We start from the raw sequence: 23,928 nt of genomic DNA, 5'->3' as shown, positions 1-23,928 counted from the left end.
AAGGTCAAGAATAGCCAGGTACGAGGAAGCGCATCCGGGAGTGAACTGATGCTCAAGAAAGAACAAAACGACCTGTTGACGCAAACCGGCCCGGGAACTCCCGGCGGGCGGCTGTTTCGCAGCTACTGGCTGCCGGCGTTGCTGGCGAGCGAGCTTCCGGAGAACGATTGTCCGCCGGTGCGGGTGAAGCTGCTGTCCGAGCGGCTGATCGCGTTCCGCGACAGCAAGGGTCGCTACGGCTTGATGGACGAGTTCTGCGCCCACCGCGGCGTCTCACTCTGGTTCGGCCGCAATGAGGAAGACGGGCTGCGCTGCCCCTATCACGGCTGGAAATACGACTACACCGGCCAGTGCATCGAAGTGCCCTCCGAGCCGGAGGAAAGCGGCTTCTGCAATAAGATCAAGCTGAACTCCTATCCGCTGATCGAGCGCGGCGGCGTGCTCTGGACTTACATGGGTCCGCCGGAGAAGCGCCCGCCTTTGCCGGAATGGGAGTTCGCGAACGTCCCGCCGGAACAGAGCTTTACGTCGAAGCGCATCCAGGAATCGAACTGGCTGCAGGCCATGGAAGGCGGCATCGATTCCAGTCACGTCTCGTTCCTGCATCGCGGCGACCTCAACTCCGATCCGCTGTTCAAAGGCGCCAAGGCCAACCGCTATAATCTGAACGACTCGCGCCCGGTCTTCGAAGTGGTCGAGAGCGCCGGCGGCCTGTTCATCGGCGCGCGCCGCAATGCCGACAACGGCCATTACTACTGGCGCATCACGCAATGGGTGATGCCGTCCTTCACCATGATCGCGCCCCGCGGCAATCATCCGGTGCACGGCCACTTCTGGATTCCGATCGACGACGAGAACTGCTGGACTTGGAGCTTCGACTATCACCCGACGCGCGCGCTCACGGAAGAGGAGCGGCGGGCGATGGAGGAGGGCAAGGGCATTCACGTCAAATACGTGCCCGGCACGTTCCGGCCGCTCGCCAACAAAGACAACGACTATCTGATCGACCGCGCCGCGCAGAAGGCCGGCAAGACCTATAGCGGCGTCGAGGGCATCGCCATGCAGGATGCGTCGCTGCAGGAAAGCATGGGGCCGGTGGTCGACCGCACCAAGGAGAATCTCGTCTCCACCGACAACGGCATCATCATGGCCCGGCATCGTCTGTTGCGGGCGACGAAGGCGCTGATCGACAAGGATGTGTCGCCGCCCGGCGTCGAAGCCGTGCATCAGCAGGTGCGCTCGGCGGCCGTCGTGCTGCCGCCGGACAAGCCTTTCGTCGAGGCGGCGAAGGAAGCCTTGATGGTGCGCGTCGGGACCGCCCATGCATCGGTTTGAGGCGCGAAGCGAATCGGCGCACGCCGCGAGTGCGGCCGAGGCGCGCTTTCGCATCGACGCGCCGAACTCGCGGCCGCGCGCGATCAAGATCGTCGCGCTCGATCGTCAGAGCGAAGGCGTGGTCAAGCGCCTTGCCGCGCAGGCGCGGTTCGGCAATGCCACGTTCCTTACGGTGCCCGGCGGTCCGGTGCCCTCCCGCGAACCTTTCTCGATGGCCGGCTGGCTCGGCGATCTCGCCGGTCACACCAAGGATCTGCTCGGCGAGCTCGACGGCGCCGATCAGGTGGTCATGATCGGCACCGCGGGCGAGCCGCTCGACGCCGCTTCCGTGATCGGCGAGGCGTGCAGCCTTAAGCGCCTGACGACCACGGCCTTGATCCTCACGCCGCCGGCGACGTCGGATGAGGCGCTGTCCCGCAGCCTGGCGCAATTGCGGCCGTGGTCGCTGATGCTCGTCATCGCCAGCGAAGAGGAATACATCGCCGACATGCTGACTGCCCTGCGCGCATAGTGGCACCGCGCGCAGGCCTTGTGCCGAATTCATGCTGATGTAGGTTTGCTGTTGTTGCGGACTCATAAATGGATCGCGTCAAACGCGATCGGCCGCAACGGCACCGCAGGTGGGAGGAAATGTCTTGCGGATATTTTTTGCGCTGGCTGTCGCGTGCGCGGCGGCCGTTACGGCTGCTCATGCGGATGATGCGGCCACTTACCCCAGCCGGCCGGTTAAGATCGTCGTCGACGTGCCGGCTGGCGGCGGCGTCGACACCGTGACGCGGATCGTCGCGGAAGGTCTGCAAAACAAGCTCGGTCAGCCTGTCGTTGTTGAAAACCGCGCCGGGGCCGGTGGCAATATCGGCGCCGACTTCGTGTTTCATTCCGATCCGGATGGTTACACGTTGCTCGCCACGCAGCCGGCGGCAATTACGATCAATCCGCTGCTGTACAGGAATCTGTCGTTCGACCCGTCGAAATTCGAGCCGGTGGCGATCATGACCGAGATCCCCAACGTGCTCCTGGTGCGGCCGAACTTCGCCGCGAAGACGGTGCAGGAATTGATCGCGCAGGCCAAGGCCAATCCCGGCAAGATCACATACGCGTCGCAAGGCATCGGCACGACCTCGCATCTGACGGCGGCGCTGCTCGAGGAAAAAGTGGGGCTCAAGCTCGTGCACGTGCCCTATAAAGGGACCTCGCCGGCGCTCAACGACATCATCTCCGATCATGTCGACATGATCTTCATGGAGCTGGCGTCCGCGCTCAAGCTGCATCAGGCCGGCAAGGCGCGCATCCTCGCCGTTGCCACCACGCACCGTGTGCCGAACTTGCCGGATGTGCCGACGCTCGACGAGGCCGGCGTGAAGGGCTTCGAGTCGGGCACGTGGAATGCCATCGCGGCGCCGCCGGGGACGCCGAAGCCGATCGTCGACAAACTCAACGCGGCTATTGCGGAAGCGCTCAAGGCCGAGCGCGCCCGGGAGCTGTTCTCGAAGATCAATCTCACCGCCGCCGGCGGGCCGCCGGATGAGGCGGCACGCTTCATCAAGGCGCAGACCAAGATCTGGGCGGAGGTGATCAAGGCGGCGAACATTCAGCCGCACTGACATGGCAAGGAAAGTTGCATGACCGACGCGCGCGCGACCATCGCTATCGCCACCGGCGACCCGGCCGGCATCGGCCCGGAAATCAGTATGAAAGCCGCGCTCGATGAGCGCGTGCGCGCGCTGTGCCGGCCGATCGTCGTCGGCGATCCGGATGTGGTGGCGCGGCATGCGCAGGCCTGCGGCATCGGCAAGCCGATCCGGGTGGTCGAGCGGGTCGAAGACGCTGGCGCAGCGGGCGATGATCTCGTGCTGCTGGCGTGCCGCAGTCCCGAGCTGGCCAATCTGGCCTTCGGCAGCAACAGCGCGGCGAGCGGGCGCGGCTCGCTCGCGGCGGCCAGCAAGGCGATCAAGGCGGCGCTGGCCGGCGAGGTCGATGCCGTGGTGGCCGCGCCGCAGAACCAGACCTCGATCGCCATGGCGGGCATCGAGTTCGACGGCTATCCGTCCTTCGTCGCGCGCGAGACCGGGCTTTCGCAGCACGACGTCTATCTGATGCTCTGCTTCTCGGACGTGAAGATCGTGCACGCCACCTTGCACGTCAGCGTCCAGGAGGCACTGGCGATGATCACGCGCGAGCGCGTGCTGCACGCGATCACCGTCGCCGATCGCACGCTCAAGCGTCTTGGCGTAGCCTCACCGAAGATCGCGGTGGGCGGGCTCAACCCGCATGCCGGCGAGAACGGTCTGTTCGGCCGCGAAGAGATCGAGATCATCAAGCCGGCGATGGAGGACGCGACGCGCGCCGGCTTGCGCGTATCGGGGCCGTTCGGCGCCGACACCATGTTTCACAAGAAGGATGTCGACGCCTTCATCGTCATGCTGCACGACCAGGGCCACATCACCGCCAAGCTCCTGGCGCGCAATGCGACGGCGGGCCTGGCGATCGGCAGCCCGATCCTGTTCTCGTCGGTCGCGCACGGCAGCGGCCACGACATCGTCGGCAAAGGCGTCGCCGATCCGAAAGCCATGATCGAGGCGATGACGCGGCTCGCCCAGGCCAAGCCGGTCGCGCAGGCGGCCTAGGGCAGGTCTCGTTCAAACCGATTGTGCTTGGTACCGTTCGTCCCCGCGCAAGCGGGGACCCAGCGCTGCGCTGCAGGTTTGCGAGGGCCTGCTGGATTCCCGCCTTCGCGGGAATGAGCGGAGGTGGGGGCCGATCCAAGCTAAGCTGTTCTAGCCATCAAGGCTTGGTAGTTCGGCCCGGTGCCTCTGTGCTCAGCTTAGATGCTGCCCACCGTCTTCAGCCTTGCCCGCGGGTGAATCTCACCTTGCGACAGCACCGGCGTCTGGGCGCGGAAGCGTTCGACGATGCCGCGCACGAAGGGCCGGATGCTGCCTGAGGTGACGAGCACCGGGGCTTCGCCTTCGCGGGCCGCCGCTTCGAACTTCTCGCGCACGGCGGTGATGAACTCCGACAGCTTCGACGGCTGCATGGCGAGCTGGCGGTCGTCGCCCTGGCCGATCATCGACTCGGCGAAGGCCTGCTCCCATTTCGCCGACAGCGCGATCAGCGGCAGATAGCCGGCGGGTGACGTGTGCTGGGCGCAGAGCTGGCGCGCCAGGCGCTGGCGCACGTGCTCGGCGAGCACCGACGGATTGCGCGAATGGCCGATGCCTTCGGCGATGCCTTCGAGGATCGAGGCGAGATCGCGGATCGACACGCGTTCGGAGAGGAGAATCTGCAGGACGCGCTGGATGCCGGAGACGGTGATGAGCGACGGCACCAGATCCTTGACCAGTTCGCCTTGCTCCTTCGGCAATTCCTTCAGGAGCTTCTGCACCTCGCCGTAGGACAACAGCTCCGACATGTTGGCCTTGAGCAGCTCGGTCAGATGCGTCGACAGCACGGTGGCGGCGTCGACCACCGTGTAGCCCTTCATCGTCGCTTCTTCCTTGAGCGACAGGTCGACCCAGGTCGCCGGCAGGCCGAAGGTCGGTTCGACCGTATGCGTGCCCGGCAGTTTCACCTGCGCGCCGGTCGGGTCCATGACCATGTACTGGCTGGCCCAGACCTTGCCGGCGCCGGCGTCGACTTCCTTGATCTTGATGACGTAGGCATTGGCATCGAGCTGGACGTTGTCGAGGATGCGCACCGCCGGCATGACGAAGCCCATCTCGGTCGCGAGCGAGCGGCGTAGCGCCTTGATCTGCTCGGTGAGGCGGTCGGTGCCGTCCGGCGAGTTGACCAGCGGCAGCAGCGCGTAACCGAGCTCGACCTTGAGATCGTCGATCTTGAGCGCGGCGGAAATCGGTTCGTCGGCGGCTTCGGCGGTCTTGGCGCCGCTGTCGGCCTTGCGGGCCTCGGCGGCGGCGGTGAGCTTGGCGCGCTTGTCGGAGATGAAGGCGAGGGCGATGGCGCCGCCACCGAGCGCCATGAAGGGCACCAGCGGCATGCCGGGGAGCAGCGACATCACGATCATGACGCCGCCCGAGAGGCCGAGCGCCTTCGGATAGCCCGAGAACTGCTTGAGCAGCGCCTTGTCGGCGGCGCCGGAAATGCCGGCCTTGGAGACGAGCAGGCCCGCGGCGATCGACACGACCAGCGCCGGCACCTGGGTGACGAGGCCGTCGCCGACGGTCAGCACGGTGTAGGAGTGGGCGGCGTCGGCGAAAGTGAGGCTCTGCTGGGCGATGCCGATGATCATGCCGCCGATGATGTTGATGAACACGATCAGCAGGCCGGCGATGGCGTCGCCGCGCACGAACTTCGAGGCGCCGTCCATGGCGCCGAAGAAGCCGCCTTCGGCTTCCAGATTCTGACGGCGGCGGCGGGCTTCCTTGTCGTCGATCGCGCCGGTCGACAGTTCGGCGTCGATCGCCATCTGCTTGCCGGGCATGGCGTCGAGGTGGAAGCGCGCCGCGACTTCGGCGATACGGCCCGAGCCCTTGGTGATGACGACGAAGTTCACGATCACCAGGATGGCGAAGACGATGATGCCGATGACGAAATTGCCGCCCATCACGAAGTAGCCGAAGGCTTCGATGACGTGGCCGGCGGCACCGGTGCCTTCATGACCGTGGGACAGAATGAGTCGGGTCGAGGCGAGGCTCAGCGAGAGCCGCAGCATCGTCGCGATCAGCAGCACGGTCGGGAAGGCGGAGAATTCGAGCGGCGTCTGGATGAACAGCGCCGTCATCAGGATCAGCACCGAGAAGATGATCGAGATCGCCAGGGCGACGTCGAGCAGCAGCGGTGGCAACGGAAGGATCAGGACGACCAGGATCGCCAGCACGCCGACGGCGAGCGCGATGTCGCCGCGCTTTAGGAAGGCGCTGACTTCGCCCAGACTCGGGAGTTTAAAGCCGTTGCCGGCCGTTGCCGGTGCAGCGGTAATGTCGCTCATTGCCTGCCAAAAACCGCCATGCCCCCGGCGGTACGGACGCGAATAAATACCAAGGTGATTCAAACCAGTTACGGGCACCGTTGACCGGCGCCAGAGTAAAGAGCCTTATCGGCGCTTGACCCCATCCCCTGGGCAATATTTGCCCACCTTATGGTTAGCGATCGGTTAACGCCTCGGTCGGAAAAGGGGCATGGGGTCTAGATCAGCTCGCGCCCCTTTTCCCGGGCGACGTTGCCGAGAATCTTGGCTGCTCCTGGCGTGCCCCGGGCGAGCGCCTCGACGAAATTCTTGCCAAACTCGAAGGTGGTCTTCGGCGGCAGCGGCGGCTCCTGTGGGTCGACCGTCGCCTCGATCACCACCGGTCCGGGCGTGCCCAGCGCCTCACGCAGCACGTCCGGGCATTGCTTGGCGTCCGCGATGGCAAAGCCGGCGGCGCCGCAAGCCCGCGCGAACGCGGCGAAATCGATCGGCAGCAACTCGCAGCCGAATTCCGGGTTGCCCAGGAACGAGATCTGCTCCCATTTGATCTGGCCGAGACTGTTGTTTTTGATCACCACCACTTTGACGTCGAGGCCGTATTTCACGCAGGTGGCGAGCTCGCCCATCAGCATCGTGAAACCGCCGTCGCCGACGAAGGCGATGACCTGCCGGCCGGGAAAGGCGATGGCGCCGGCGATCGCATAAGGCAGACCGCAGGCCATGCTCGCGAGCGTGCCGGAGACGGCGAATTTCATGTCGTCGCGGATGTCGATGTAGCGCGCGCACCAGGAGGTGTTGGTGCCCGAGTCCGCCGCGATCAGCGCATCGGGCGGGACGAGCTTGTTGAGCGCATGGCCGACGACCTGCGGCTTCATCGGGCTGTCGTCGCGGTCCGCCAGTTCGCCAAGAAGCTTGCGCCACGCGTCGATGTCCTTCCGCGCGCTGTCGAGGAAGCTGCGGTCGTCGTTCTGCGTGAGCTTGGGCAGCAACGCGGCGAGCACCTGTTTGGCGCCCCCGACCAATCCGCATTCCACCGGATAGCGCAAGCCGATCCGCTGCGGCGCGATATCGATCTGCACCGCGCGGGCCTGACCGGGCTTGGGATAGAACTCGATGTAGGGGAAGCTGCTGCCGACGATCAGAAGCGTATCGCAGCCTTCGAGCGCATTCTGTGACGGCACGGTGCCGAGCAGGCCGACGCCGCCGGTCGAGTAGGGGCTGAGATCCGAGACGGCGCCTTTGCCGAGCAGCGCTTTGGCGATCGGCGCATTCAACCGGGCCGCCACCGCTTCGAGTTCTTCGGCCGCGCCGATGGCGCCGCGCCCGGCTAGAATGCAGACACGCTTGCCGGCGTTGAGAATGCGGGCGGCTTCGTCCAGTTGCGCCGCATCGGGTTGCGGTGCGGACTGCGTACGGTTTTGCGAGACGTGATGCGCGACGTTGCGCGGCGACCGTGTGTCGTCGCCGACGGCGAACGATTGTACGTCTGTCGGCATCGTGATGTGCGCGACGCCATGCATCGAAAGCGCCGTACGACATGCGAGTTCGGTGACGTTCTCGACATGCGCCGGTCCCATCACGCGCGTGTTGTAGACGCAAACATCCATGAACAGCTTGTCGAGTTCGACGTCCTGCTGCGTAAATGTATGGACGAGGTCGTGATACTGCAGGCCGGTGATGGCAAGCACCGGCGCGCCGTCGAGCTTGGCGTCGTAGAGACCGTTGAGCAGATGGATGCCACCGGGTCCCGAGGTCGCGAGGCATACGCCGAGCTTGCCGGTCCACTTGGCATAGCCGCAGGCCATGAAGGCCGCCGACTCTTCGTGCCGAACTTGAATGAAACGGATGTCCTGCTGCCGCTTGCGCAGGGCTTCCATGATGCCGTTGATGCCGTCGCCAGGCAGACCGAACGCAGACCGAACACCGTGTCCACGCCCCACGCGACGAGGCCATCAACCAGCACATCGGCTGCCGTCTTAGCCATGGAACCTCTCCGTGCCCGAGTGCTGTCGCCCGTTGCGCCAACGGATCGTACCGCGCACTTGTTCCTTGTCTCAGATCGGCGTTGACGACGTCGAATGGTCCTCTCCCTTTTTTGCAGGGGAGAGGACCGGCGGCTCCGTAACGGCGCCGCATGGCCGGGTGGGGGATCAGCCCGGCAACAGCACGGTGTCGATGACGTGAATGACGCCGTTCGACTGCATGACGTTGCTGATGGTCACTTGCGCCTTATCGCCCTTGGCATCGATGACCCAGAGCTTGCCGTCCTTCTCCTGGAAGGTGAGATCGGCGCCTTCGACTGTCTTGAGCATCGCCTTGCCGTTGCCAGCTTTGACCTTGTCCATCAGGTCCTTGGCCGTCAGACGGCCCGGTACGACGTGATAGGTCAGCACGTTCGTCAGCGTCTTCTTGTTCTCCGGCTTGAGCAGGGTATCGACCGTGCCGGCGGGCAACTTCTTGAAGGCTTCGTTCGTCGGCGCGAAGACCGTGAACGGTCCCGGACCTTGCAGCGTGTCGACAAGACCGGCCGCTTTCACCGCGGCGACCAAAGTCGTGTGGTCTTTCGAATTGACGGCGTTCTGCACGATGTTCTTCGACGGATACATCGGTGCGCCACCGACCGTCACGGTCTTTTCCTTGTCGCTCATCTGCGCAGCCGCGGGCGTCATGCCGTTGATGGCGAGCGTTGCCGTCAGCGCAGCGGCGCCGGCCAGCATGAGGGTGGTAACGCGTTTCATGTCTTCTCTCCGTTGACTGTTCAACGTCCCCTGTGGAGACGTGAGCAGCTACGGAGGTCGGGGGGCGGCGGATGCAGCGCCGAGCCTTCACAGATTTGTGAGCTTGCCCGAGGCGATGACGGGACCCGTCGGCCGGCCGGTCGGCGAGCCGCCGTCGGGCTCCAGCGACACCGCGAGGACAGCATCGCGGGTCGCGTGTGGCAGAAGCGCGGCCGGGATGGTCAAGGTCACGCTGCGATCGGCGCGGAGGATGCCGAGCGGACGCGGTTTGCCGTCGGCCGGGATCAACCAGAGTTCGGGCACACGCGTCGCGTCGGCGCTGAAGGCCGCCGGCGACACGGCGATGGTGGCACGCTGTGTATCGACCGTCGCGACGAAGTGGTGATGCCCGCCGCCGTCGATGCTTGCCATCAGGGGCGCCGGGGTCGACAGCGTCCCGAGATAAACAATGACGCCGAGACAGGCGACAACGAGCGCGCTGCTGGCCAGGGCGACGCCGCGCCAGAGGGCGAGGTTCTCCCAGACGCGCGCGCGGGCGCGGGGTTGCGGGGCGGGCAGAGCACTTTCGATCGCGCTCCAGACGTGCGGACTCGGCACGACTTCGTCGATCTCGGCGGCCCATGGGGCGAGACGTTCTTCCCAGTCAGCGACCATGCGCGCGAAAGCCGCCTCGCGCTCCCGGCGCGCCGTGGCCGCGGCACGTTCCGGCCCGCTCAGCACGCCGAGAGCAAGCTCCGCCGCCAGGATCTCGTCTTCGGGCAGGCCGCTATGGTCGATTGCGTCGCTCATCGCTCCAGACAGTCTTTCAGCTTCATCATCGCTCGGCGGATCCAGCTCTTCATGGTACCGAGCGGGACGCGCATGCGCGTGGCTAATTCCTCGTAAGTGTTGCCGTCGAAGAAGGCGGCGCGCAGCGCCTTGTTCTCGTGCTCGGCGAGTTCACCGAGACAGCCGTGCAAACGTGCGTCGCGTTGCGCGCCTTCCAGCATCGTGTCCGCGCGCGGCGTTTCGTCCGCGACATCGCCGGCGGTTTCGATCGGCGCCATGGCGCGGCTTTGCCGCGACGCCCGCAGCCGGTCGATCGCCCGGTTGCGGGCGATCGCGATCAGCCAAGTCATCGGACTGGCGCGGGCGGCATCGAAGTCGCCCGCCTTGCGCCATACGGTGAGATAGACCTCCTGCAACACGTCTTCGGCCTCGCTGCGTTCCCCCAAGATACGCAGGCACACGCCAAAAAGCTTCGCGGAGGTGAGCCGATAGACCATCTGCAACGCCGTCCGGTCGCCGCCGGGTATGCGCGCGAGCGCGGCGACGATCAGCGCCCGGTTGGCCTCGAGATCCATCGGCGTCGATGCCTTACTGCCGTTTCCAGATTTCGGAGCCCATCTTGTCACCGCCTGCGTAAGTCCAGACGCCGGCCCAGTTGCCGCCGTCGGCGCCGTAGAGCGCCAAGCCGGTGTCGGCATCGGATTTGTAGGATACGGCGATGAAGTCCTTGTTGCCGATGCCGGTACCGATATAGCGCGTGCCGCCGACAACCCAGATGACTTTATAGGTCTCGCCGGTCTTGCTGATCGTTACGGTACCTTTGTACGCGGAGCCGTTGCCGGGATTGGTGCCTTCAACGTTATAGGTACCCACCGGATCGGCAGCGAAGCACGTCGCGGCACTGCACAGGAGTGCAGCGGCGATAGTGACGACATAGCGCATTGATGACGTCCCCCCTTTAGCGGCGTCTAACGCCGCGGGGGGAAGATTAAGCCGAGCGTGATGTGCCGACAATGTCGTCGGCTGTATCGTCGTCAGCCTCGCAGGCAATCATGTGCATCTCATTGCAACTGGCACAGCGCAATCGCGTGCGGCTCCGCGCCAGCTTGGTCAAGGCGGCGCTCTCGGTGACGAGCACGAAGCTGCCATTGATCGGGCACCGATAACGGACGGCACCGTGTGCGCGCCAAGTCGCGCTTACCGGCTGCAGCGGACGGCCTGCGTCGGCGAGGGCGGACGGATGGATGGTTGCCCAGCTTTGTGTCGACATGCGTGTTCCCGTTCGGCCCTGGCCTTCGGCACTGCAACATAAATGCCTCGGAGCCGGAGCCGTTCCTTGTGCAACGCAGCTCTGCATCAGGCGGCAAGATCGGGGAACTGGTGGACGCCGTCCGTCCCCAATGGGATCGGCACTACCGAGGTCACGAGATCAAGCTTCAAAGGACCGTAGAGGTGCGGAAACAGCGCGCCACCGCGCGACGGCTCCCATTTTAGCGCCGGACCGAGGCGATCGGCTTCAACGGCGACCAGCAGCAAATCCGGTTGGCCAGCGAAGTGTTTGGCCGCCGTCTCTGCGACTTGGGCGGCAGTCGAGAAATGAATGAAGCCGTCGCGCGAATCGACTTCCGACCCTGTGAAAACACCAGACCGCTCGGCGGTGCGCCACAACCCTGCGGGGATGATCTTATAAATCGTCGACATGTCGTCCTTTCCTAAGTCTTTATAATTTCGTCTCAATTTTATTTGTACACAAATCAATATTGCAACGCAGCATTTTTTGACTCATATAACTGCCACTTAGAGGAGCATGGTCATGTCTGATACCGAACAGTACCTGATCGACGCAGCCGATCGCTGCGTTCGGCTGGCGCGTGTCAGTCGTGAGCTTGCCGCCAGTCTCGAGAATATGAGTAACGATCTGATGGCCAAGGCGGTCGAACTCGACACCGCCAGGGACAGGAAGACGAAGATGAGTGGCGGCCGTAGCTGACGCGACATTGCGTGAACCTTTGGAAGAGAAAGCCCGGTCATTTGCCGGGCTTTATCTTTTTCACGTCAGGCCGTCGCTGCGCCGGGGATCGGATCCGGGCCGAAGCGATTGGCCCCGATCGTGCCGCGCAGGAAGCCGAGCTGCACGATACCCCAGATCGACACCGCCAGACTGGCGAGATTTACGATCATCGGCGCGTCCATATTGGTGGCGGCTGTGCTGAGAATGCCGGGCGCCACATAGAACAGCAGTAGCCACCATCCGCTCTTGTCACAGTCGTGCAGTCGTTTGATGCCGACGGCGATGCCGGAGACGATGGCCGCGATGTAAATGATGCCGATCATGATGATGCCAATCATCCCCGGCAACGCGAAGATCAGGCCGACGGCGATCAGCATCACGCCGCAATAGATTGCGAAGGCGATCCAGTATTTGGCGCGATTGATGCGGCCGTCGAACGTGAACAGCAGTGACGCGAGATCGATGGTGTTCATCACGAGCCCCGGGCCGTTGATGCGCCGGAAGGCTAATCCTCGCGCGCGTGGGCGCGCAAGGCGACTCATCGACGTCGCGACGGAGGGTAAGTGAGGAAGGTCAGATCGTCGGATCGCTGACCGGGCTGCACATGGTGTCGACCGCATTGGGGCGGCCGACCACCAGGGGGCGGCGCCAATAGCGCAGATCGGTGGTGCCGTCAGGACCTTGCCCGGCTTCGAAGCGGTACATCGGCGTCCAAGTGTCGCCTTGCAGCTGACGCGCAACGCCGCCGGCCGCCTGCACGAGCGCGACGCCGCCGCCGACGTCCCAGATGTTGGGCGAGGCAAACCGTGCGGCCTGCAACAGCCCGGCGGCGACCAGCGCGCATTCCAGCGCGGCGGAGCCGGTTTTGCGCGTCTCCCACGATGCATCCTTCGCGGTGAGCTCCGGCACGCCGGCGAGCTTGCGCCGCACATCGGGATTGACCTTCGGCGTCACGTCGGCGCCGTCGAAGCGCAGCTTGTTGCCGGCGGCCGCGTGATAGACGCCGGCGCGCAGCGCGTGGCTGACCGAGCACCACAAGGCGCCGACCACCGGCCGGCCTTTGTGCAGGACGCCGATCGAGGCGGAGAACAGCGGCAAGCCGTTGACGAAGTTGGTGGTGCCGTCGATCGGATCGACCACCCAGACGAAATCGTGGCCGTTCCGCTGCGCCTCGAATTCCTCTCCGATGATGTCGTGCTCGGGGAATTCGTCGGCCAGCCGCTTGCGGATCATCGTCTCGACGCGGCTGTCGACCTCCGACACAGGATCGCGCCAGAGCGCATCGTCGGTCGCGGCGGTTTTGTAGCGCACGGCAAGAAGGCCGCCGAGCGCAGCCTTGATCTCGTTGCCGGCGATGTCGGCGAGCTCGACCGCGAGCTGTTCGATGTCGCGCAGGTCGACCGTGCCGGCCGCTTTTGCCGTGACGATGTCGATCATGCGCTCTTGGCCTTTGCCTCCGCAACCTGCTGCGCGGGATGCTTGACCGGGATGAGCACGTTAACCTGCTCCTCCTCGCATGTGATCTCGGCAACCAGCTTCTTGCCTTCGTTGTCGAAGCCTCGGTCGTCGATGCGATTGGGCGCGTCCGCCCAGATGAGCTCGATCTTCTCGCCCTTGCGCATGGTCACCGGCGGACGGGACTCCAGCGGCGCTTCGAGCCATTCGATGAGCTCCTTGCGGCGATCGACATCGAAGAAGATGACATCGAGCTTGCCGTCGCCGACGTCGGCCTTTTCCGCGAACGGCAGGCCGGGCCCGGTGAAGGGAATGTTCATGACCTCGACGCCGAGAAATTCGCCCCGTACCGAGCGGCCGTCGACGATGACCTCGATGTCGATCGGCTTGGCGTCCTTCAAGGTCTTTTGCAGCAGGGCGCGGCCCTTGCGCAGGTTGTTTGCGCCTTCGGGCTTTTTGCCCTTGGCGGCGGTCAGCAGCAACTCGGGGAAGGCGCCGACGCCGAATGCTTCCAGAAAGCGCGTGGTGCCCCAGGGTGCTTTGACGGAGCCGATGTCGACCGGCGCGGTGCGCTCCGGCTTCCATGTTTCCACCAGCTCCTGCGGCGTGCCGGCGATGCCCAGCGAGCGCGCGGCATTGTTGGCGGTGCCGAGCGGCAGCAGCGCCACCGGCACGGAACGGTCGGCAAGGGCCGTGAGAACGCGACCAATGGTCCCGTCGCCGCCGGCCGCGATGACGAAGTCGACGGATTTCTTCAGCGCCTCTGTGAGGTTCTCTTGGAAATCGTCGTCTTTGGTGGAGATGTACCGGGCTTCGATATCGCCCAGCTTCAGCGCGCCAAGGATCGCATCCTTGTCGTGCCCTTTGGTGCCTGCAGTGGGATTGTGACAGAGGATCGCCCGCATGCGCCGTTAACTGCGGGCGCCCCTGCCGGTTCCATACGTTGTTTACGCCGCGCCGCGCAGCTCGCCGCCATTCGGCGGCGGGATCGGCACACCGTCATGCGAATATTCGTTAAGCTTGTTGCGCAGCGTCCGGATCGAGATGCCCAAGATGTTGGCAGCGTGCGTGCGGTTGCCGAGGCAATGCCGAAGCGTCTCGAGGATGAGATCGCGCTCGACTTCGGCGACGGTGCGGCCGACGAGGTTGCGGGTGATCTGCTCGGCCGCCATCGCCGCTTGCGCGGCGAGATCGTTGCCGCGCACGGCATCGAGCCGCGCGCCGTCCGGCGAGAGAATGGCGTCGACGCCGATCTCGGCCTCGGTCGACAGCAGCACCGCGCGGTGCAGCGTGTTCTCCAGCTCGCGCACGTTGCCGGGCCAACGGTTGACCGTGAGCGCGTGCCGCGCTTCCGCCGAGAGCGAACGCACCGGCATGCCGTTCGCCTGGGCGTACTTCTTGATGAAGTACTGCGCGAGCTCGATGATGTCGGACGGGCGCTCGCGCAACGGCGGCAGCTTGAGATTGACGACGTTGAGGCGGAACAGCAGGTCTTCGCGGAAGGTGCCTGCATGCACGGCCTCGGCGAGATTGCGGTTCGACGTCGCGAGGATGCGGATGTCGACCGGCACCGGGCGGGCGCCGCCGACGCGGTCGATCACGCGCTCCTGGATGGCGCGCAGGAGCTTGGCCTGCAGGCGCACGTCCATCTCGGAGATTTCGTCGAGCAGCAGCGTGCCGCCATTGGCTTCCTCGAACTTGCCGATGCGGCGGGCGAGCGCGCCGGTGAAGGCGCCCTTCTCGTGGCCGAACAATTCGGACTCGAGCAGGTTCTCGGGAATCGCCGCGCAGTTGACGCTGATGAACGGCTTCTTCGCGCGGTTCGAGCGGCTGTGCACGAAGCGCGCCAGCACCTCCTTGCCGGTGCCGCTTTCGCCGGTGATCAGCACCGAGGCGTCCGAGGCTGCGATCTGCTGCGCCAGCTTGACCACCTTCGCCATCGATTCATCGCGATAGATCATGTCGCGCGAGTCGTCGGCGACGGCAGACAGAACGGCGGCGATCAGATCGGGATCCGGCGGCAGCGGGATGTATTCTTTGGCGCCGGCATGAATGGCGCGCACCGCCGCGCGTGCGTCATTGGTGACGCCGCAGGCGACGATCGGCACATGAATGCGCTCGGCGTCGAGCCGTTCGACGAGATCGCGGATGTCGAGCGCGACGTCCACCATCAAGAGATCGGCGCCACGGCCGGAGCGCAGCACCGCCAGCGCCTGCTCGTTGGCATCGGCGTGCGTGACGCTCGCACCTTTCTCCATCGCGATTTTGCTGGCGATGGTGAGCTGGCCGCCGAGGGTCCCAATGATCAGGAGGCGCATAGTCGTTATCCCTAACTAGAGAAGCGGATAGAGAGCAGCTAACGGCGAGTAGTCAGAGCACACGGTCACTACTCGCTACTCTCCACTCACGGTTCGCTTCTTCTCTTCTTTATCGATCCGCCTTGATGATTTCCGTCATGGTGACGCCGAGCTTTTCCTCGACCAACACCACTTCACCACGCGCAACCAGACGGTTGTTCACATAGATGTCGATGGCTTCGCCGACCTTGCGGTCGAGCTCGAGCACCGTGCCCGGCCCGAGACGCAGGAGATCGCCGATTTCCATGCGCGAACGGCCGAGCACGGCCGACACCTGCACCGGGACGTCGAACACCGCCTCGAGATCGGCGGCGCCGCGCGTCAGCGAGTCCGGATCGTCGGAGGGCGCCAGCGTGGTCTGCTCCACCGTCTCCATCTCGTTGCCTTCGAGATTGGGCAGCGGGACCTTGGTTTCATCACTCATTGCATGCCTCTCCGGAAATCCTGTTATTCGACGACGCGGGCGGCGACATAGCGCGCGACCGCTTCATTGATGGTGTTGAGCGTTGCTTCGCGGTCGCGGTTGATGCCGCCTTCCGACCATTCGATACGGCAGTCGCCGGCGGCGAGCTCCGCGTCGGCCAGAATCAACAGGCGGCCTTCGAAGCCGCGGCTCGCGGCGATCTCTTCCAGCTTCTCCTTCGTCATCTCGTGGATGTCGGCGCTCACGCGCACGACGATGTGCGGCGTGGTCACGATCTGGCGGAAGCAATCGGTGGCGAGCGCGGAAATCTCGGCGAACGGCTCGCGCGCGATCAGTTCCGGCGCCAGCTTGCTCGCGACCGCAACGGCGACATCGACGGCCTCGGTCTCGAGCCGCGCTTCGATGCCGGCGAGCGCGCGATTGAGCCGGTCCAGCCCGTCGGCAATGACCGCGAGCGCGCCGGCGACACGCTGCGTCGCCTCGCCCTGCGCCTTGATTTCGCCGGCGGCGAAGCCCTTGCGATAGGCCTGCGATTCCGCGTCGGCGCGGCGCCGTTCGGCTTCGACCACGGTAATGGTCGGCTTCGCGCCGGTGGCGAAGTCCTCGTCGAACAGGAATTTGGCAGTCGCTTTCGTCATTCTCTTCCTTTGCGCTCGGTCTTTTCCGGTTAGCGGTGACGCCTTTTCGGGACCTTGCGCTTAGTAGATCAGTTCTTCGTCGCCGCCGTTCTTGGCGATCAGGATTTCGCCCTTCGCCGCCAGATCCTTGGCGACGTTCACCAGCAGGCTCTGCGCCTCGTCGACGTCGCGCAGGCGCACGGCGCCCATGGCGCCCATGTCGTCGACCAGCATCTTGGCCGCGCGCGACGACATGTTCTTGAAGAAGAACTCGCGTACCGTCTCGTTCGCGCCCTTGAGCGCGACGGCGAGCTTGTCCTTGTCGATGTTGCGCATCAGCGTCTGCATCGAGCCGTTGTCGAGCTTGGTCAGATCGTCGAAGGTGAACATCAGCGCCTTGATGCGCTCGGCCGCGTCGCGGTTGTCTTCTTCGAGTTGAGTCAGGAAGCGCGTTTCGGTCTGGCGGTCGAAATTGTTGAAGATTTCCGCCATCACCTCGTGCGCGTCGCGCCGCCGCGTCTGCGACAGGTTCGACATGAATTCGGTGCGCAAGGTCTGCTCGACGCGCTCGATCACTTCCTTCTGCACCGCTTCCATCTTGAGCATGCGGTTGACGACGTCGAGCGCGAGCTCTTCGGGCAGGATCGCGAGCACGCGGGCCGCATGCTCGGGGCGCAGCTTGGACAGCACGACCGCGATGGTCTGCGGGTATTCGTTCTTGAGATAGTTCGCCAGCACCTCTTCCTGAACGTTGGCGAGCTTTTCCCACATGTTGCGGCCCGCGGGGCCGCGTATCTCGTCCATGATGCCGTGCACGCGGTCTGCCGGCAGATATTGCTGCAACAGGCGCTCGGTGGCGTCGTAGTTGCCGAGCAGCGCGCCGGAGGCGGACATGCGGCCGACGAACTCGAGCAGCAGTTGCTCGACCGAATCGGCATCGATGACGCCGAGCGTCGACATGACGATGGATATCTGGCGCAACTCGTCGTCGTCGAGCATGCCGAAGATCTTGCCGCCGTGGTCGCCCAAGGCGAGCATCAGGATCGCGGCGCGTTCGGGTCCGGTGAGCTTGCGGCGGCTGTGCGACGGCTGCCGGCTGGCGAGGTCGGCCATCAGCTGGCCGATGTCGTCGCGGGTGCTGGCGTCGGCTTTTTGTTCGGCGAGGGCGGTCGACATGGCTTAGGCGGCCTCCTCATGGAGCCAGTTTCGGATGATCGAGACGGCTTCGTGCGGATTCTTCTCGGCGATCTCGCCGACCTTCTGCACCGACTGCGCGTGCACCTGTCCTTGCACCTTGGCGATGTCGATCATCGCGGAGGTGCGGTTCGAGATGGCGACCTGCTCCTCGGCGCCGACGATGGCGACGCTCGGGCCGCCGTTGTTGGTGATACCGGCCGGCGCGGCGAGGGCCGGACGGGCGGCTTCCGGCATGTCGGGGGTGATGATGCGGCGGACCAGCGGACGCACCACCATCAGCAGCACGATCAGGCCGAGCAGCGACATCACGCCGAGCTCCGCGCCGCGCATGATGTCGTCCTTGGTGAACTGGAAGACGCTCATCCAGTTTGTCGGCTCGTTGATCGGCACCGGCGTCGTTTCGGCAAAGCGCAGGTTGACGACTTCGAGCTGGTCGCCGCGCTTGGCATCGAAGCCGATCGCCGAGCGCACCAGTGCCGCGATGCGGTCGATCTCTTCCTTCGAGCGGGGCTGATAGACCGCCTCGCCCTTGTCGTTCTTGCTGTAGATGCCGTCAACCAGCACCGCGGCCGAGATGCGGTTGACGCGGCCGGCCTCGATCACTTCGGTCTTGGTGACGCGCGAGATCTCGTAATTGACGATCTCTTCGGACTTGCGGTTCTGGTCACGCGCCCCGCCGGCGGCATTGGCGTTGCGGTCGGCGCCGGGCAATTCGTTGCCGACGGAAACCGGGCCCTGCGGCGTGCCTTCGCCGGCTGGCGATTGTTCTTCACGGGTCTGGCTCGAACGCACCACGCGGCCATCCGGATCGAATTTGTCGGAGGTCTGGGTAATGCGGTTGACGTCGAAGTCCGCGGTGATCTGGACGCGGGCGTGGCCTGGCCCGACGATCGAGGAGACGATGGTCTCGACCTCGCCGCGGAGGCGATTTTCATAGGCGATCTTGCGCTCGTCAGCGCCGGCGCCTTCCAAGGCATTGGCCGATTTGGCGCCGTCGGCGAGCAGGCGGCCGGTTTCGTCGACGATCGACACGCGCTCGGGCTTGAGGCCGTTGACGGCGCTGGCGGCGAGATGACGGATGGCACGGATCTGCTGCGGCTCCAGGGCGCCGCGTACCTTCAGGACGATGGAGGCGGAGGCCTCGACCTTGTCGCGCGAGAACAGGGGGCGCTCGGGCAGGACGAGGTGGACGCGCGCCGCCTGCACGCGGTCGATGGAGCGGATGGTGCGGGCGAGTTCGCCCTCCAGCGCGCGCAGATGATTGATGTTCTGGATGAATGTCGTCGCGCCGAGGGCGTCGGACTTGTCGAAGATCTCGTAGCCGACGCCGCCACCTTTGGGCAGTCCGGCTTCGGCGAGCTTCATGCGCAGGCGAGCGACCTGGTCTTTCGGCACCATCACCGTGGCGCCGTCGCTCTTGAGCTCGTACTTGATCGCTTGCCGTTCGAGGTCTTTCACGATCGAGGACGAGTCCTCGACCGTCAGGTCGGTAAAGAGGGGCACCATCTGGGGTGCGGACATTCGCACGACCAGAAAAGAGAAAAAGCCGATGAGGGCTAACGTCACCGCGGCCATGGCCGCTAAGCGGGCCGCACCCAACGACTTCACAAAATCGAAGAAACCTTGCACTGGCTTCGTTCCCACCGCACCGGCGCGAGTTGCGCGCCTCACCCGGCAAGATTTGCCCAGTTCATGGTTAGCGTCTGGTTAACGGTTACCGTTCGGGGCGTAAAAGCCCTAACAAATTAGTACCGGTGGCAACGTGCAGTTGAGGCGCGGCGGTATGACGCCGATAAAAAGAAAACGCCGGCCACGAGGGACCGGCGTTTTCTTGGAAACCGTGGTGATGGCTTATTGCCGGTATTGCTGAATGCGGGTGGTACGCAGGCCGGCAAGGCCATGCTGATCGATCGAGTACTGCCAGGAAAGGAACTCTTCCACGGTCAGTGTGTAGCGGGCGCAGGCTTCTTCGAGAGAGAGCAGGCCGCCCCGAACGGCGGCAACGACCTCAGCCTTGCGCCGGATAACCCAGCGCTTCGTGGTCGGGGGCGGCAGATCCGCGATGGTCAGCGGACTACCATCAGGCCCGATCACATACTTGACCCTCGGGCGGTGGGGCTCGGTCATTGGTATACTCACAAATACTCGACGACTATTACTGGGCAAAAACTACAGCCCGTGACTTAACATTTGCCTAAGCTAAGGCCCTGCAAAGACAAATGATTGTCGCAATTCCGCTAACCTTTTGGTTACGGTTGGAGACGCCGCCATGTACTCGTCGGGCCTGTGCGTCTCGGCGCTCGGACATCAAATAATATCGGAAAAATGGGCGTTTTTAGAGCCTCTGCCGAAAAAATTGCGCGGGAAAAGGATACCTGCGCAGGGTTGCGCCACACGGGGGCTTGTTGCGGCGCACCATAATTGATGCCGCCAAAATTTTGCGTCGGCATCGTCGCGCCGGCCAAAAACAATATGGCCGGGACGAGCCCGGCCATGCCCATTCGACGTTGCCTGTTCTTTAGGCCGAACCACTCGAGGACGGCCGGACGATGCGTTTGATCTTATCGAAGGTGTAATCGCTGCCGTTGATCGACAGCGTCGGCGGATCGGTCGACAAGTCGGCGGAGTCGACGAGCGACTGAACTTCCGTCGAGACGCCGACCGTCTGGCCGTTGGTGTCGACGGCTGTCACGGTGATCGAGTAATTGCCGTCGGGCCACTGCGTGCCGTTCGAACTGCGGCCGTCCCATTTGAAGTCCTGCTGGCCCGGGGTGACCGAGAAGCTGCCCGAATAGGCCGTCTGGCCGGTGGCATCGCGGATCGTCACCGTCGCGGTCGCCGGCTTGGAGACGTTGAAGCTCCAGGTCGCTGAACCGTTCTTGAGCGATGCCGTCGAGCCGTCCACCACCACCGTCGACCCGACGTAGGCGAGAGCGGCGGTCGACGACGCGCTCTTTTCCAGCGCGATGATGCTGCCGAGCTGGTCGTTGGTCTTCATCTGCTGCTCGACCTGCGAGAACTGCACCAGCTGCTGAGTAAACTGGTTGGTGTCGAGCGGATCGAGCGGGTTCTGGTTCTTGAGCTGTGTCGTCAGCAGCGTCAGGAACGTCGAGAAATTCTCGCCGAGCGTCGCGGCGTTCGTCGCCGTCGGTGAGTTCGACGAACTGTTGTTGCTGCTGGCGTTCGACGTGATCGGTGTAGACGTGATGGCCATGGCTGATCCTTAGACGCGAATATCGAGGCCGCTACCGCGCCCAACCAGGCGACCGTAGTTCTGCACGGGCACATCGACGACAGGCAGCGTCTCGTCCTGCACGAAGAGGGTGTTGGATTTGCCGCTGCCGTCGTTCTGCTGCTGGTGTTGCGCCAGCGACTGATCGCGCAGCGAGAATTGCAGGCCGTTGTCCGACGTCTTGAGGCCGGCATCCTGCAGTGCGCGCGCGAGGCCCGAGGAATCGCGCTTGAGCAGATCGAGCGTGTCCTGGCGGTCGGCGATCAGCCGCGAGGTGACGTTGCCGTCGCGATCGACATGCATGCGCACTTCGATGCGGCCGAGTTCGGGCGGGTCGAGCCGGATCTCGAGCTCCCTGGCGCCGGCAACGGCTTTGTTCGCGATGGTCACCGCCACGGCGGCGAGCGGCACGGCGACGGGAACCTGCGCGGTCGGCTGCGTATGCGTGACCGTCGGCGTCGGTGCGGCGGCCTGCGTCTGATGCGCCGGCTGCATCGTTTGCGTCGGCACATCGCCGGCCGTCTTCGGCGTGGCGGCACTCATGTCGGCTTGATCGCTTTTGCCGCGGCCCGACGTGGCATCGGTCTTGTCGGAGCCTTCGCCGCGGGCGCGCGCGATATGCTCCAGATCCGTCTTGCTCGGCGCGGCATGCGGCGCCTTGGCTTTGTCGGCGTCGACGGGCGCTTGCTGTTCCGATTGCGCGGCGACTTGGTCGCCGTCGGCGGCCTGCTCGGTCTTCGCGGGCTGATCGTTGCCGTCCTTGGCGACCGTCTTGCCCGTGTCGTCCGTGGCAACGGCCGCGCCGGCCGGGTCGCCCTTCTGGACCTGCGGCTGGCCCGCCACCGCGGCAATCACAGGCGCCGCCTCCGCCGCCTGGTCCGCGGCCTGAGGCTGCGTCGGCTGGGCGTCGGCCGGCGTCAGGGTCGGAACCACGGTGGCGACAGGGGCAACGGGGACGACCGGGACGGCCGGCACCGTCGGCACGACCGGCACCGCATTGGCCGCATCCGCGGTCGCGGTGGGGTCGGTGGCCGGCTTGTCGCTATCGGACTTGGAGTCGGTGCTGGCGTCGGTTCCGACGGTCGCGGCGACCGCATCGGTCTCGGCCGCCACGGCAGCCGGGTCGACCGGCTTGCCGGCATCCTGAGCCTGGGGCTGGTCCGGCGTGGCCGTCTTGGGCGCCGGCTCATCGGCGGACTTGCTCGCGTCCACCGTCTTATTGTCGGATTTCGCTTTCGGCGCGGGTGTTTGCGGGGGCCGGTCGGCGGCGGCGCCCTGGTTGGCGTCCTTTACCGCCGCCTTCGCGTCGGCCGCATTGTCGTCGAGCATGCTCTCAAAGGTGCCGCGGCCGCTGTCGGCGACCTTCGGCTGGTGGCTCGACGGCGCATAGGACGCCTTCGGCGCATGGCTCTTGCTGGCGGACTCAATGTGCGGCACGGCGAACCTCCACTACTCCAGCGAAGGCTTTGCAATCGCCGCGCCAGCCTTCGTTGGGTCATATTCGCCAGGCAGATCAACCAATTAGAGCGGCTGAGCCACGCCGGTGCGGCGCTTTGACCCGGCAGCGGCTGCTGGCGCAGCGGCAAAATTTGCCGGGCCGGAAACCTGCCGGCGGGGCAGGCGACGCCTTACATTGCGTAGTGACCGCCGCCCCCTGTAGTAAGAAGAGCCATGACCAACTCCCTCGACCTTCCAGGCCGTCCGCAGGACACCCGTGTCGTCGTCGCCATGTCCGGCGGGGTCGACTCGTCGGTGACGGCCGCGCTGCTCAAGGCCGAAGGCTACGACGTCGTCGGCGTCACGCTGCAGCTCTACGACCACGGCGCCGCGGTTCACCGCAAGGGCGCCTGCTGCGCCGGCCAGGACATCTACGACGCCAAGGCGGTCGCCGACCGCATCGGCATCCCGCATTACGTTCTCGACTACGAGAGCCGCTTCAAGGAAGCGGTGATCGACCGCTTCGCGCAGAGCTACATCCACGGCGAGACGCCGGTGCCCTGCGTCGAATGCAACATGTCGATCAAATTTCACGACCTGCTCAACACCGCGCGCGAACTCGGCGCCGAGGTGTTGGCGACGGGGCACTACATCGCTTCGCGCGCCTTGCCCGGCGGCGGCCGCGCGCTCTATCGCGCCAAGGAAGAAGAGCGCGATCAAAGCTATTTCCTGTTCGGCACCACGCGCGAACAGCTCGGCATCCTGCGCTTCCCGCTCGGCGATCGCACCAAGCCGGAAGTGCGCGAGCTGGCGCGGGAGTTCGGCCTCGCCATCGCCGACAAGCACGACAGCCAGGACATCTGCTTCGTGCCGTCCGGCCACTACGCCGACATCATCGAACGCTTGAAGCCGGGCGCGGCGGAAGCGGGCGACATCGTCGATCTCGACGGCAAGGTGCTCGGCGCCCATAACGGCATCATCCACTACACCGTCGGACAGCGGCGCGGCCTCGGCCTTGCCACCGGCTCGCCGCTCTATGTCGTGCGGCTCGATGCCGAGCAGCGGCGTGTCGTCGTCGGCCCGCGTGAAGCCCTGCGCATGAGCCGCATCAGCTTGCGCGATGTGAACTGGATCGGCGACGGCGAACTCGATCAAGCGCTGGCCGACGACCGTCGCGAAGTTTTCGTGAAGGTGCGCTCGACGCGTCCGCCGCAGGCCGGCTGGCTCTCCGGCGCCAATGGCGACTATCAGGTCGAGCTCGCCGATGGCGAGCATGGCGTCTCGCCCGGCCAAGCGTGTGTCTTCTACGATGCCGGCGAAGGCCAGGCGCGCGTGCTCGGCGGCGGCTTCATCAAGAGCGCGGCCGCGGCCGTGGATGCCGTCCCGCCGGTGCGCGAACGCGTCGTGGCCGCAATGCGCGGATAACCATC

25 protein-coding genes are annotated in these 23,928 nt (G+C 65.0%); 6 read left to right on the top strand and 19 right to left on the bottom strand.

The annotated features are described in order from the left end of the window. The first annotated feature begins 48 nt into the window (after positions 1-48). The 4 genes from DW352_RS11865 to DW352_RS11850 all read left to right on the top strand — a co-directional run bounded on the left by DW352_RS11865 (position 49) and on the right by DW352_RS11850 (position 3,962). A complete protein-coding gene (locus tag DW352_RS11865) occupies positions 49-1,335 on the top strand; it encodes an aromatic ring-hydroxylating dioxygenase subunit alpha (protein WP_115691487.1) in 1,287 nt (428 codons plus the stop codon). Further along, on the top strand, positions 1,322-1,846 hold the full coding sequence (locus DW352_RS11860; protein WP_115691485.1) for a hypothetical protein: 525 nt from the start codon (positions 1,322-1,324) through the stop codon (positions 1,844-1,846). Before DW352_RS11865 ends, DW352_RS11860 begins: the two co-directional genes overlap by 14 nt. Positions 1,847-1,970: 124 nt before the next feature. After that, the gene (locus DW352_RS11855) at positions 1,971-2,939 is read left to right on the top strand and encodes a Bug family tripartite tricarboxylate transporter substrate binding protein (protein WP_162826919.1); all 969 of its coding nucleotides are present in this window, start codon (positions 1,971-1,973) and stop codon (positions 2,937-2,939) included. An 18-nt stretch (positions 2,940-2,957) separates the two neighbouring features. Continuing rightward, positions 2,958-3,962 (top strand): PdxA family dehydrogenase, encoded by a 1,005-nt coding sequence (locus DW352_RS11850; RefSeq protein WP_115691481.1) that lies wholly within the window; start codon positions 2,958-2,960, stop codon positions 3,960-3,962. A 197-nt stretch (positions 3,963-4,159) separates the two neighbouring features. Here the strand turns inward: DW352_RS11850 and flhA are convergent, their stop codons facing one another. The 8 genes from flhA to DW352_RS11810 form a co-directional block, all read right to left on the bottom strand. Beyond that, complete coding sequence (gene flhA / locus DW352_RS11845) at positions 4,160-6,283, bottom strand: flagellar biosynthesis protein FlhA (RefSeq protein ID WP_115691480.1); 2,124 nt, start codon at positions 6,281-6,283, stop codon at positions 4,160-4,162. A gap of 197 nt (positions 6,284-6,480) precedes the next feature. Next, complete coding sequence (locus DW352_RS11840; protein ID WP_245434413.1) at positions 6,481-8,139, bottom strand: thiamine pyrophosphate-dependent enzyme; 1,659 nt, start codon at positions 8,137-8,139, stop codon at positions 6,481-6,483. 273 nt (positions 8,140-8,412) lie between these two features. Continuing rightward, positions 8,413-9,000: a fasciclin domain-containing protein gene (locus DW352_RS11835; RefSeq protein ID WP_115691478.1), complete on the bottom strand. Its 588-nt coding sequence runs from the start codon at positions 8,998-9,000 to the stop codon at positions 8,413-8,415. An 87-nt stretch (positions 9,001-9,087) separates the two neighbouring features. Further along, the gene (locus tag DW352_RS11830) at positions 9,088-9,789 is read right to left on the bottom strand and encodes an anti-sigma factor (protein WP_115691476.1); all 702 of its coding nucleotides are present in this window, start codon (positions 9,787-9,789) and stop codon (positions 9,088-9,090) included. Next, on the bottom strand, positions 9,786-10,343 hold the full coding sequence (locus DW352_RS11825) for a sigma-70 family RNA polymerase sigma factor (RefSeq protein ID WP_115691474.1): 558 nt from the start codon (positions 10,341-10,343) through the stop codon (positions 9,786-9,788). Before DW352_RS11825 ends, DW352_RS11830 begins: the two co-directional genes overlap by 4 nt. Before the next feature lie 13 nt (positions 10,344-10,356). After that, a complete protein-coding gene (locus tag DW352_RS11820; protein ID WP_115691472.1) occupies positions 10,357-10,710 on the bottom strand; it encodes a hypothetical protein in 354 nt (117 codons plus the stop codon). Positions 10,711-10,756: 46 nt separating this feature from the next. Then, positions 10,757-11,038, bottom strand: a complete 282-nt coding sequence (locus DW352_RS11815) for a hypothetical protein (protein ID WP_115691470.1) — start codon at positions 11,036-11,038, stop codon at positions 10,757-10,759. An 86-nt stretch (positions 11,039-11,124) separates the two neighbouring features. Continuing rightward, complete coding sequence (locus DW352_RS11810) at positions 11,125-11,469, bottom strand: DUF952 domain-containing protein (protein ID WP_115691468.1); 345 nt, start codon at positions 11,467-11,469, stop codon at positions 11,125-11,127. A 112-nt stretch (positions 11,470-11,581) separates the two neighbouring features. Between DW352_RS11810 and DW352_RS11805 the strand changes: the two genes are divergently transcribed. After that, positions 11,582-11,758, top strand: coding sequence for a hypothetical protein (locus DW352_RS11805; RefSeq protein ID WP_162826918.1), 177 nt, complete (start codon positions 11,582-11,584; stop codon positions 11,756-11,758). 65 nt (positions 11,759-11,823) lie between these two features. On the opposite strand, the gene DW352_RS11800 is transcribed toward DW352_RS11805, so the two are convergent. The 11 genes from DW352_RS11800 to DW352_RS11750 form a co-directional block, all read right to left on the bottom strand. Further along, the gene (locus DW352_RS11800; protein WP_245434412.1) at positions 11,824-12,252 is read right to left on the bottom strand and encodes a DUF805 domain-containing protein; all 429 of its coding nucleotides are present in this window, start codon (positions 12,250-12,252) and stop codon (positions 11,824-11,826) included. A gap of 100 nt (positions 12,253-12,352) precedes the next feature. Further along, the gene (locus DW352_RS11795; RefSeq protein ID WP_115691462.1) at positions 12,353-13,216 is read right to left on the bottom strand and encodes an inositol monophosphatase family protein; all 864 of its coding nucleotides are present in this window, start codon (positions 13,214-13,216) and stop codon (positions 12,353-12,355) included. Further along, positions 13,213-14,139 carry a diacylglycerol/lipid kinase family protein gene (locus tag DW352_RS11790; protein ID WP_115691460.1) on the bottom strand — a complete coding sequence of 309 codons (927 nt, stop codon included), beginning with the start codon at positions 14,137-14,139 and terminating at the stop codon, positions 13,213-13,215. The genes DW352_RS11795 and DW352_RS11790 overlap by 4 nt, the downstream gene beginning before the upstream one ends. Positions 14,140-14,181: 42 nt before the next feature. Next, positions 14,182-15,552: a sigma-54-dependent transcriptional regulator FlbD gene (flbD, locus tag DW352_RS11785; protein WP_115691458.1), complete on the bottom strand. Its 1,371-nt coding sequence runs from the start codon at positions 15,550-15,552 to the stop codon at positions 14,182-14,184. Between the two features lie 109 nt (positions 15,553-15,661). Next, on the bottom strand, positions 15,662-15,967 hold the full coding sequence (gene fliN / locus DW352_RS11780; protein ID WP_425374657.1) for a flagellar motor switch protein FliN: 306 nt from the start codon (positions 15,965-15,967) through the stop codon (positions 15,662-15,664). Between the two features lie 71 nt (positions 15,968-16,038). After that, on the bottom strand, positions 16,039-16,653 hold the full coding sequence (locus tag DW352_RS11775) for a FliH/SctL family protein (protein WP_115691455.1): 615 nt from the start codon (positions 16,651-16,653) through the stop codon (positions 16,039-16,041). 60 nt (positions 16,654-16,713) lie between these two features. Further along, positions 16,714-17,745, bottom strand: coding sequence for a flagellar motor switch protein FliG (gene fliG / locus DW352_RS11770; protein WP_425374656.1), 1,032 nt, complete (start codon positions 17,743-17,745; stop codon positions 16,714-16,716). Positions 17,746-17,811: 66 nt separating this feature from the next. Continuing rightward, complete coding sequence (gene fliF, locus DW352_RS11765) at positions 17,812-19,458, bottom strand: flagellar basal-body MS-ring/collar protein FliF (RefSeq protein WP_115691451.1); 1,647 nt, start codon at positions 19,456-19,458, stop codon at positions 17,812-17,814. 222 nt (positions 19,459-19,680) lie between these two features. Next, on the bottom strand, positions 19,681-19,956 hold the full coding sequence (sciP, locus tag DW352_RS11760) for a CtrA inhibitor SciP (RefSeq protein WP_056912129.1): 276 nt from the start codon (positions 19,954-19,956) through the stop codon (positions 19,681-19,683). A gap of 391 nt (positions 19,957-20,347) precedes the next feature. Further along, entirely contained in the window at positions 20,348-21,043 is a 696-nt protein-coding gene (locus DW352_RS11755) for a flagellar hook assembly protein FlgD (protein WP_115691449.1), read from the bottom strand. Between the two features lie 9 nt (positions 21,044-21,052). Continuing rightward, entirely contained in the window at positions 21,053-22,498 is a 1,446-nt protein-coding gene (locus tag DW352_RS11750; RefSeq protein WP_115691447.1) for a flagellar hook-length control protein FliK, read from the bottom strand. Between the two features lie 234 nt (positions 22,499-22,732). On the opposite strand from DW352_RS11750, the gene mnmA reads away from it, so the two are divergent. Next, positions 22,733-23,923, top strand: a complete 1,191-nt coding sequence (mnmA, locus tag DW352_RS11745; protein WP_115691445.1) for a tRNA 2-thiouridine(34) synthase MnmA — start codon at positions 22,733-22,735, stop codon at positions 23,921-23,923. Positions 23,924-23,928: the final 5 nt, after the last annotated feature.

The organism is Pseudolabrys taiwanensis (genome assembly GCF_003367395.1).
Classification (GTDB): Bacteria; Pseudomonadota; Alphaproteobacteria; order Rhizobiales; family Xanthobacteraceae; genus Pseudolabrys; species Pseudolabrys taiwanensis.
Note: the sequence above shows the minus strand (reverse complement) of the source record. Positions and strands in the feature narration are given on the sequence as shown.

What these genes read in the sequence shown, in the direction of transcription:
- DW352_RS11865 (WP_115691487.1), top strand. Translation starts at nt 49, where the DNA reads ATGCTCAAGAAAGAACAAAACGACCTGTTGACGCAAACCGGCCCGGGA.
- DW352_RS11840 (WP_245434413.1), bottom strand. Translation starts at nt 8,139, where the DNA reads ATGGAAGCCCTGCGCAAGCGGCAGCAGGACATCCGTTTCATTCAAGTT.
- fliN (WP_425374657.1), bottom strand. Translation starts at nt 15,967, where the DNA reads ATGGAGACGGTGGAGCAGACCACGCTGGCGCCCTCCGACGATCCGGAC.
- mnmA (WP_115691445.1), top strand. Translation starts at nt 22,733, where the DNA reads ATGACCAACTCCCTCGACCTTCCAGGCCGTCCGCAGGACACCCGTGTC.
- DW352_RS11850 (WP_115691481.1), top strand. Translation starts at nt 2,958, where the DNA reads ATGACCGACGCGCGCGCGACCATCGCTATCGCCACCGGCGACCCGGCC.
- flbD (WP_115691458.1), bottom strand. Translation starts at nt 15,552, where the DNA reads ATGCGCCTCCTGATCATTGGGACCCTCGGCGGCCAGCTCACCATCGCC.
- sciP (WP_056912129.1), bottom strand. Translation starts at nt 19,956, where the DNA reads ATGACCGAGCCCCACCGCCCGAGGGTCAAGTATGTGATCGGGCCTGAT.
- DW352_RS11815 (WP_115691470.1), bottom strand. Translation starts at nt 11,038, where the DNA reads ATGTCGACACAAAGCTGGGCAACCATCCATCCGTCCGCCCTCGCCGAC.
- DW352_RS11810 (WP_115691468.1), bottom strand. Translation starts at nt 11,469, where the DNA reads ATGTCGACGATTTATAAGATCATCCCCGCAGGGTTGTGGCGCACCGCC.
- DW352_RS11835 (WP_115691478.1), bottom strand. Translation starts at nt 9,000, where the DNA reads ATGAAACGCGTTACCACCCTCATGCTGGCCGGCGCCGCTGCGCTGACG.
- DW352_RS11775 (WP_115691455.1), bottom strand. Translation starts at nt 16,653, where the DNA reads ATGACGAAAGCGACTGCCAAATTCCTGTTCGACGAGGACTTCGCCACC.
- DW352_RS11825 (WP_115691474.1), bottom strand. Translation starts at nt 10,343, where the DNA reads ATGGATCTCGAGGCCAACCGGGCGCTGATCGTCGCCGCGCTCGCGCGC.
- DW352_RS11795 (WP_115691462.1), bottom strand. Translation starts at nt 13,216, where the DNA reads ATGATCGACATCGTCACGGCAAAAGCGGCCGGCACGGTCGACCTGCGC.
- DW352_RS11790 (WP_115691460.1), bottom strand. Translation starts at nt 14,139, where the DNA reads ATGCGGGCGATCCTCTGTCACAATCCCACTGCAGGCACCAAAGGGCAC.
- DW352_RS11755 (WP_115691449.1), bottom strand. Translation starts at nt 21,043, where the DNA reads ATGGCCATCACGTCTACACCGATCACGTCGAACGCCAGCAGCAACAAC.
- flhA (WP_115691480.1), bottom strand. Translation starts at nt 6,283, where the DNA reads ATGAGCGACATTACCGCTGCACCGGCAACGGCCGGCAACGGCTTTAAA.
- DW352_RS11860 (WP_115691485.1), top strand. Translation starts at nt 1,322, where the DNA reads ATGCATCGGTTTGAGGCGCGAAGCGAATCGGCGCACGCCGCGAGTGCG.
- DW352_RS11820 (WP_115691472.1), bottom strand. Translation starts at nt 10,710, where the DNA reads ATGCGCTATGTCGTCACTATCGCCGCTGCACTCCTGTGCAGTGCCGCG.
- DW352_RS11830 (WP_115691476.1), bottom strand. Translation starts at nt 9,789, where the DNA reads ATGAGCGACGCAATCGACCATAGCGGCCTGCCCGAAGACGAGATCCTG.
- fliG (WP_425374656.1), bottom strand. Translation starts at nt 17,745, where the DNA reads ATGGCCGACCTCGCCAGCCGGCAGCCGTCGCACAGCCGCCGCAAGCTC.
- DW352_RS11805 (WP_162826918.1), top strand. Translation starts at nt 11,582, where the DNA reads ATGTCTGATACCGAACAGTACCTGATCGACGCAGCCGATCGCTGCGTT.
- DW352_RS11800 (WP_245434412.1), bottom strand. Translation starts at nt 12,252, where the DNA reads ATGAACACCATCGATCTCGCGTCACTGCTGTTCACGTTCGACGGCCGC.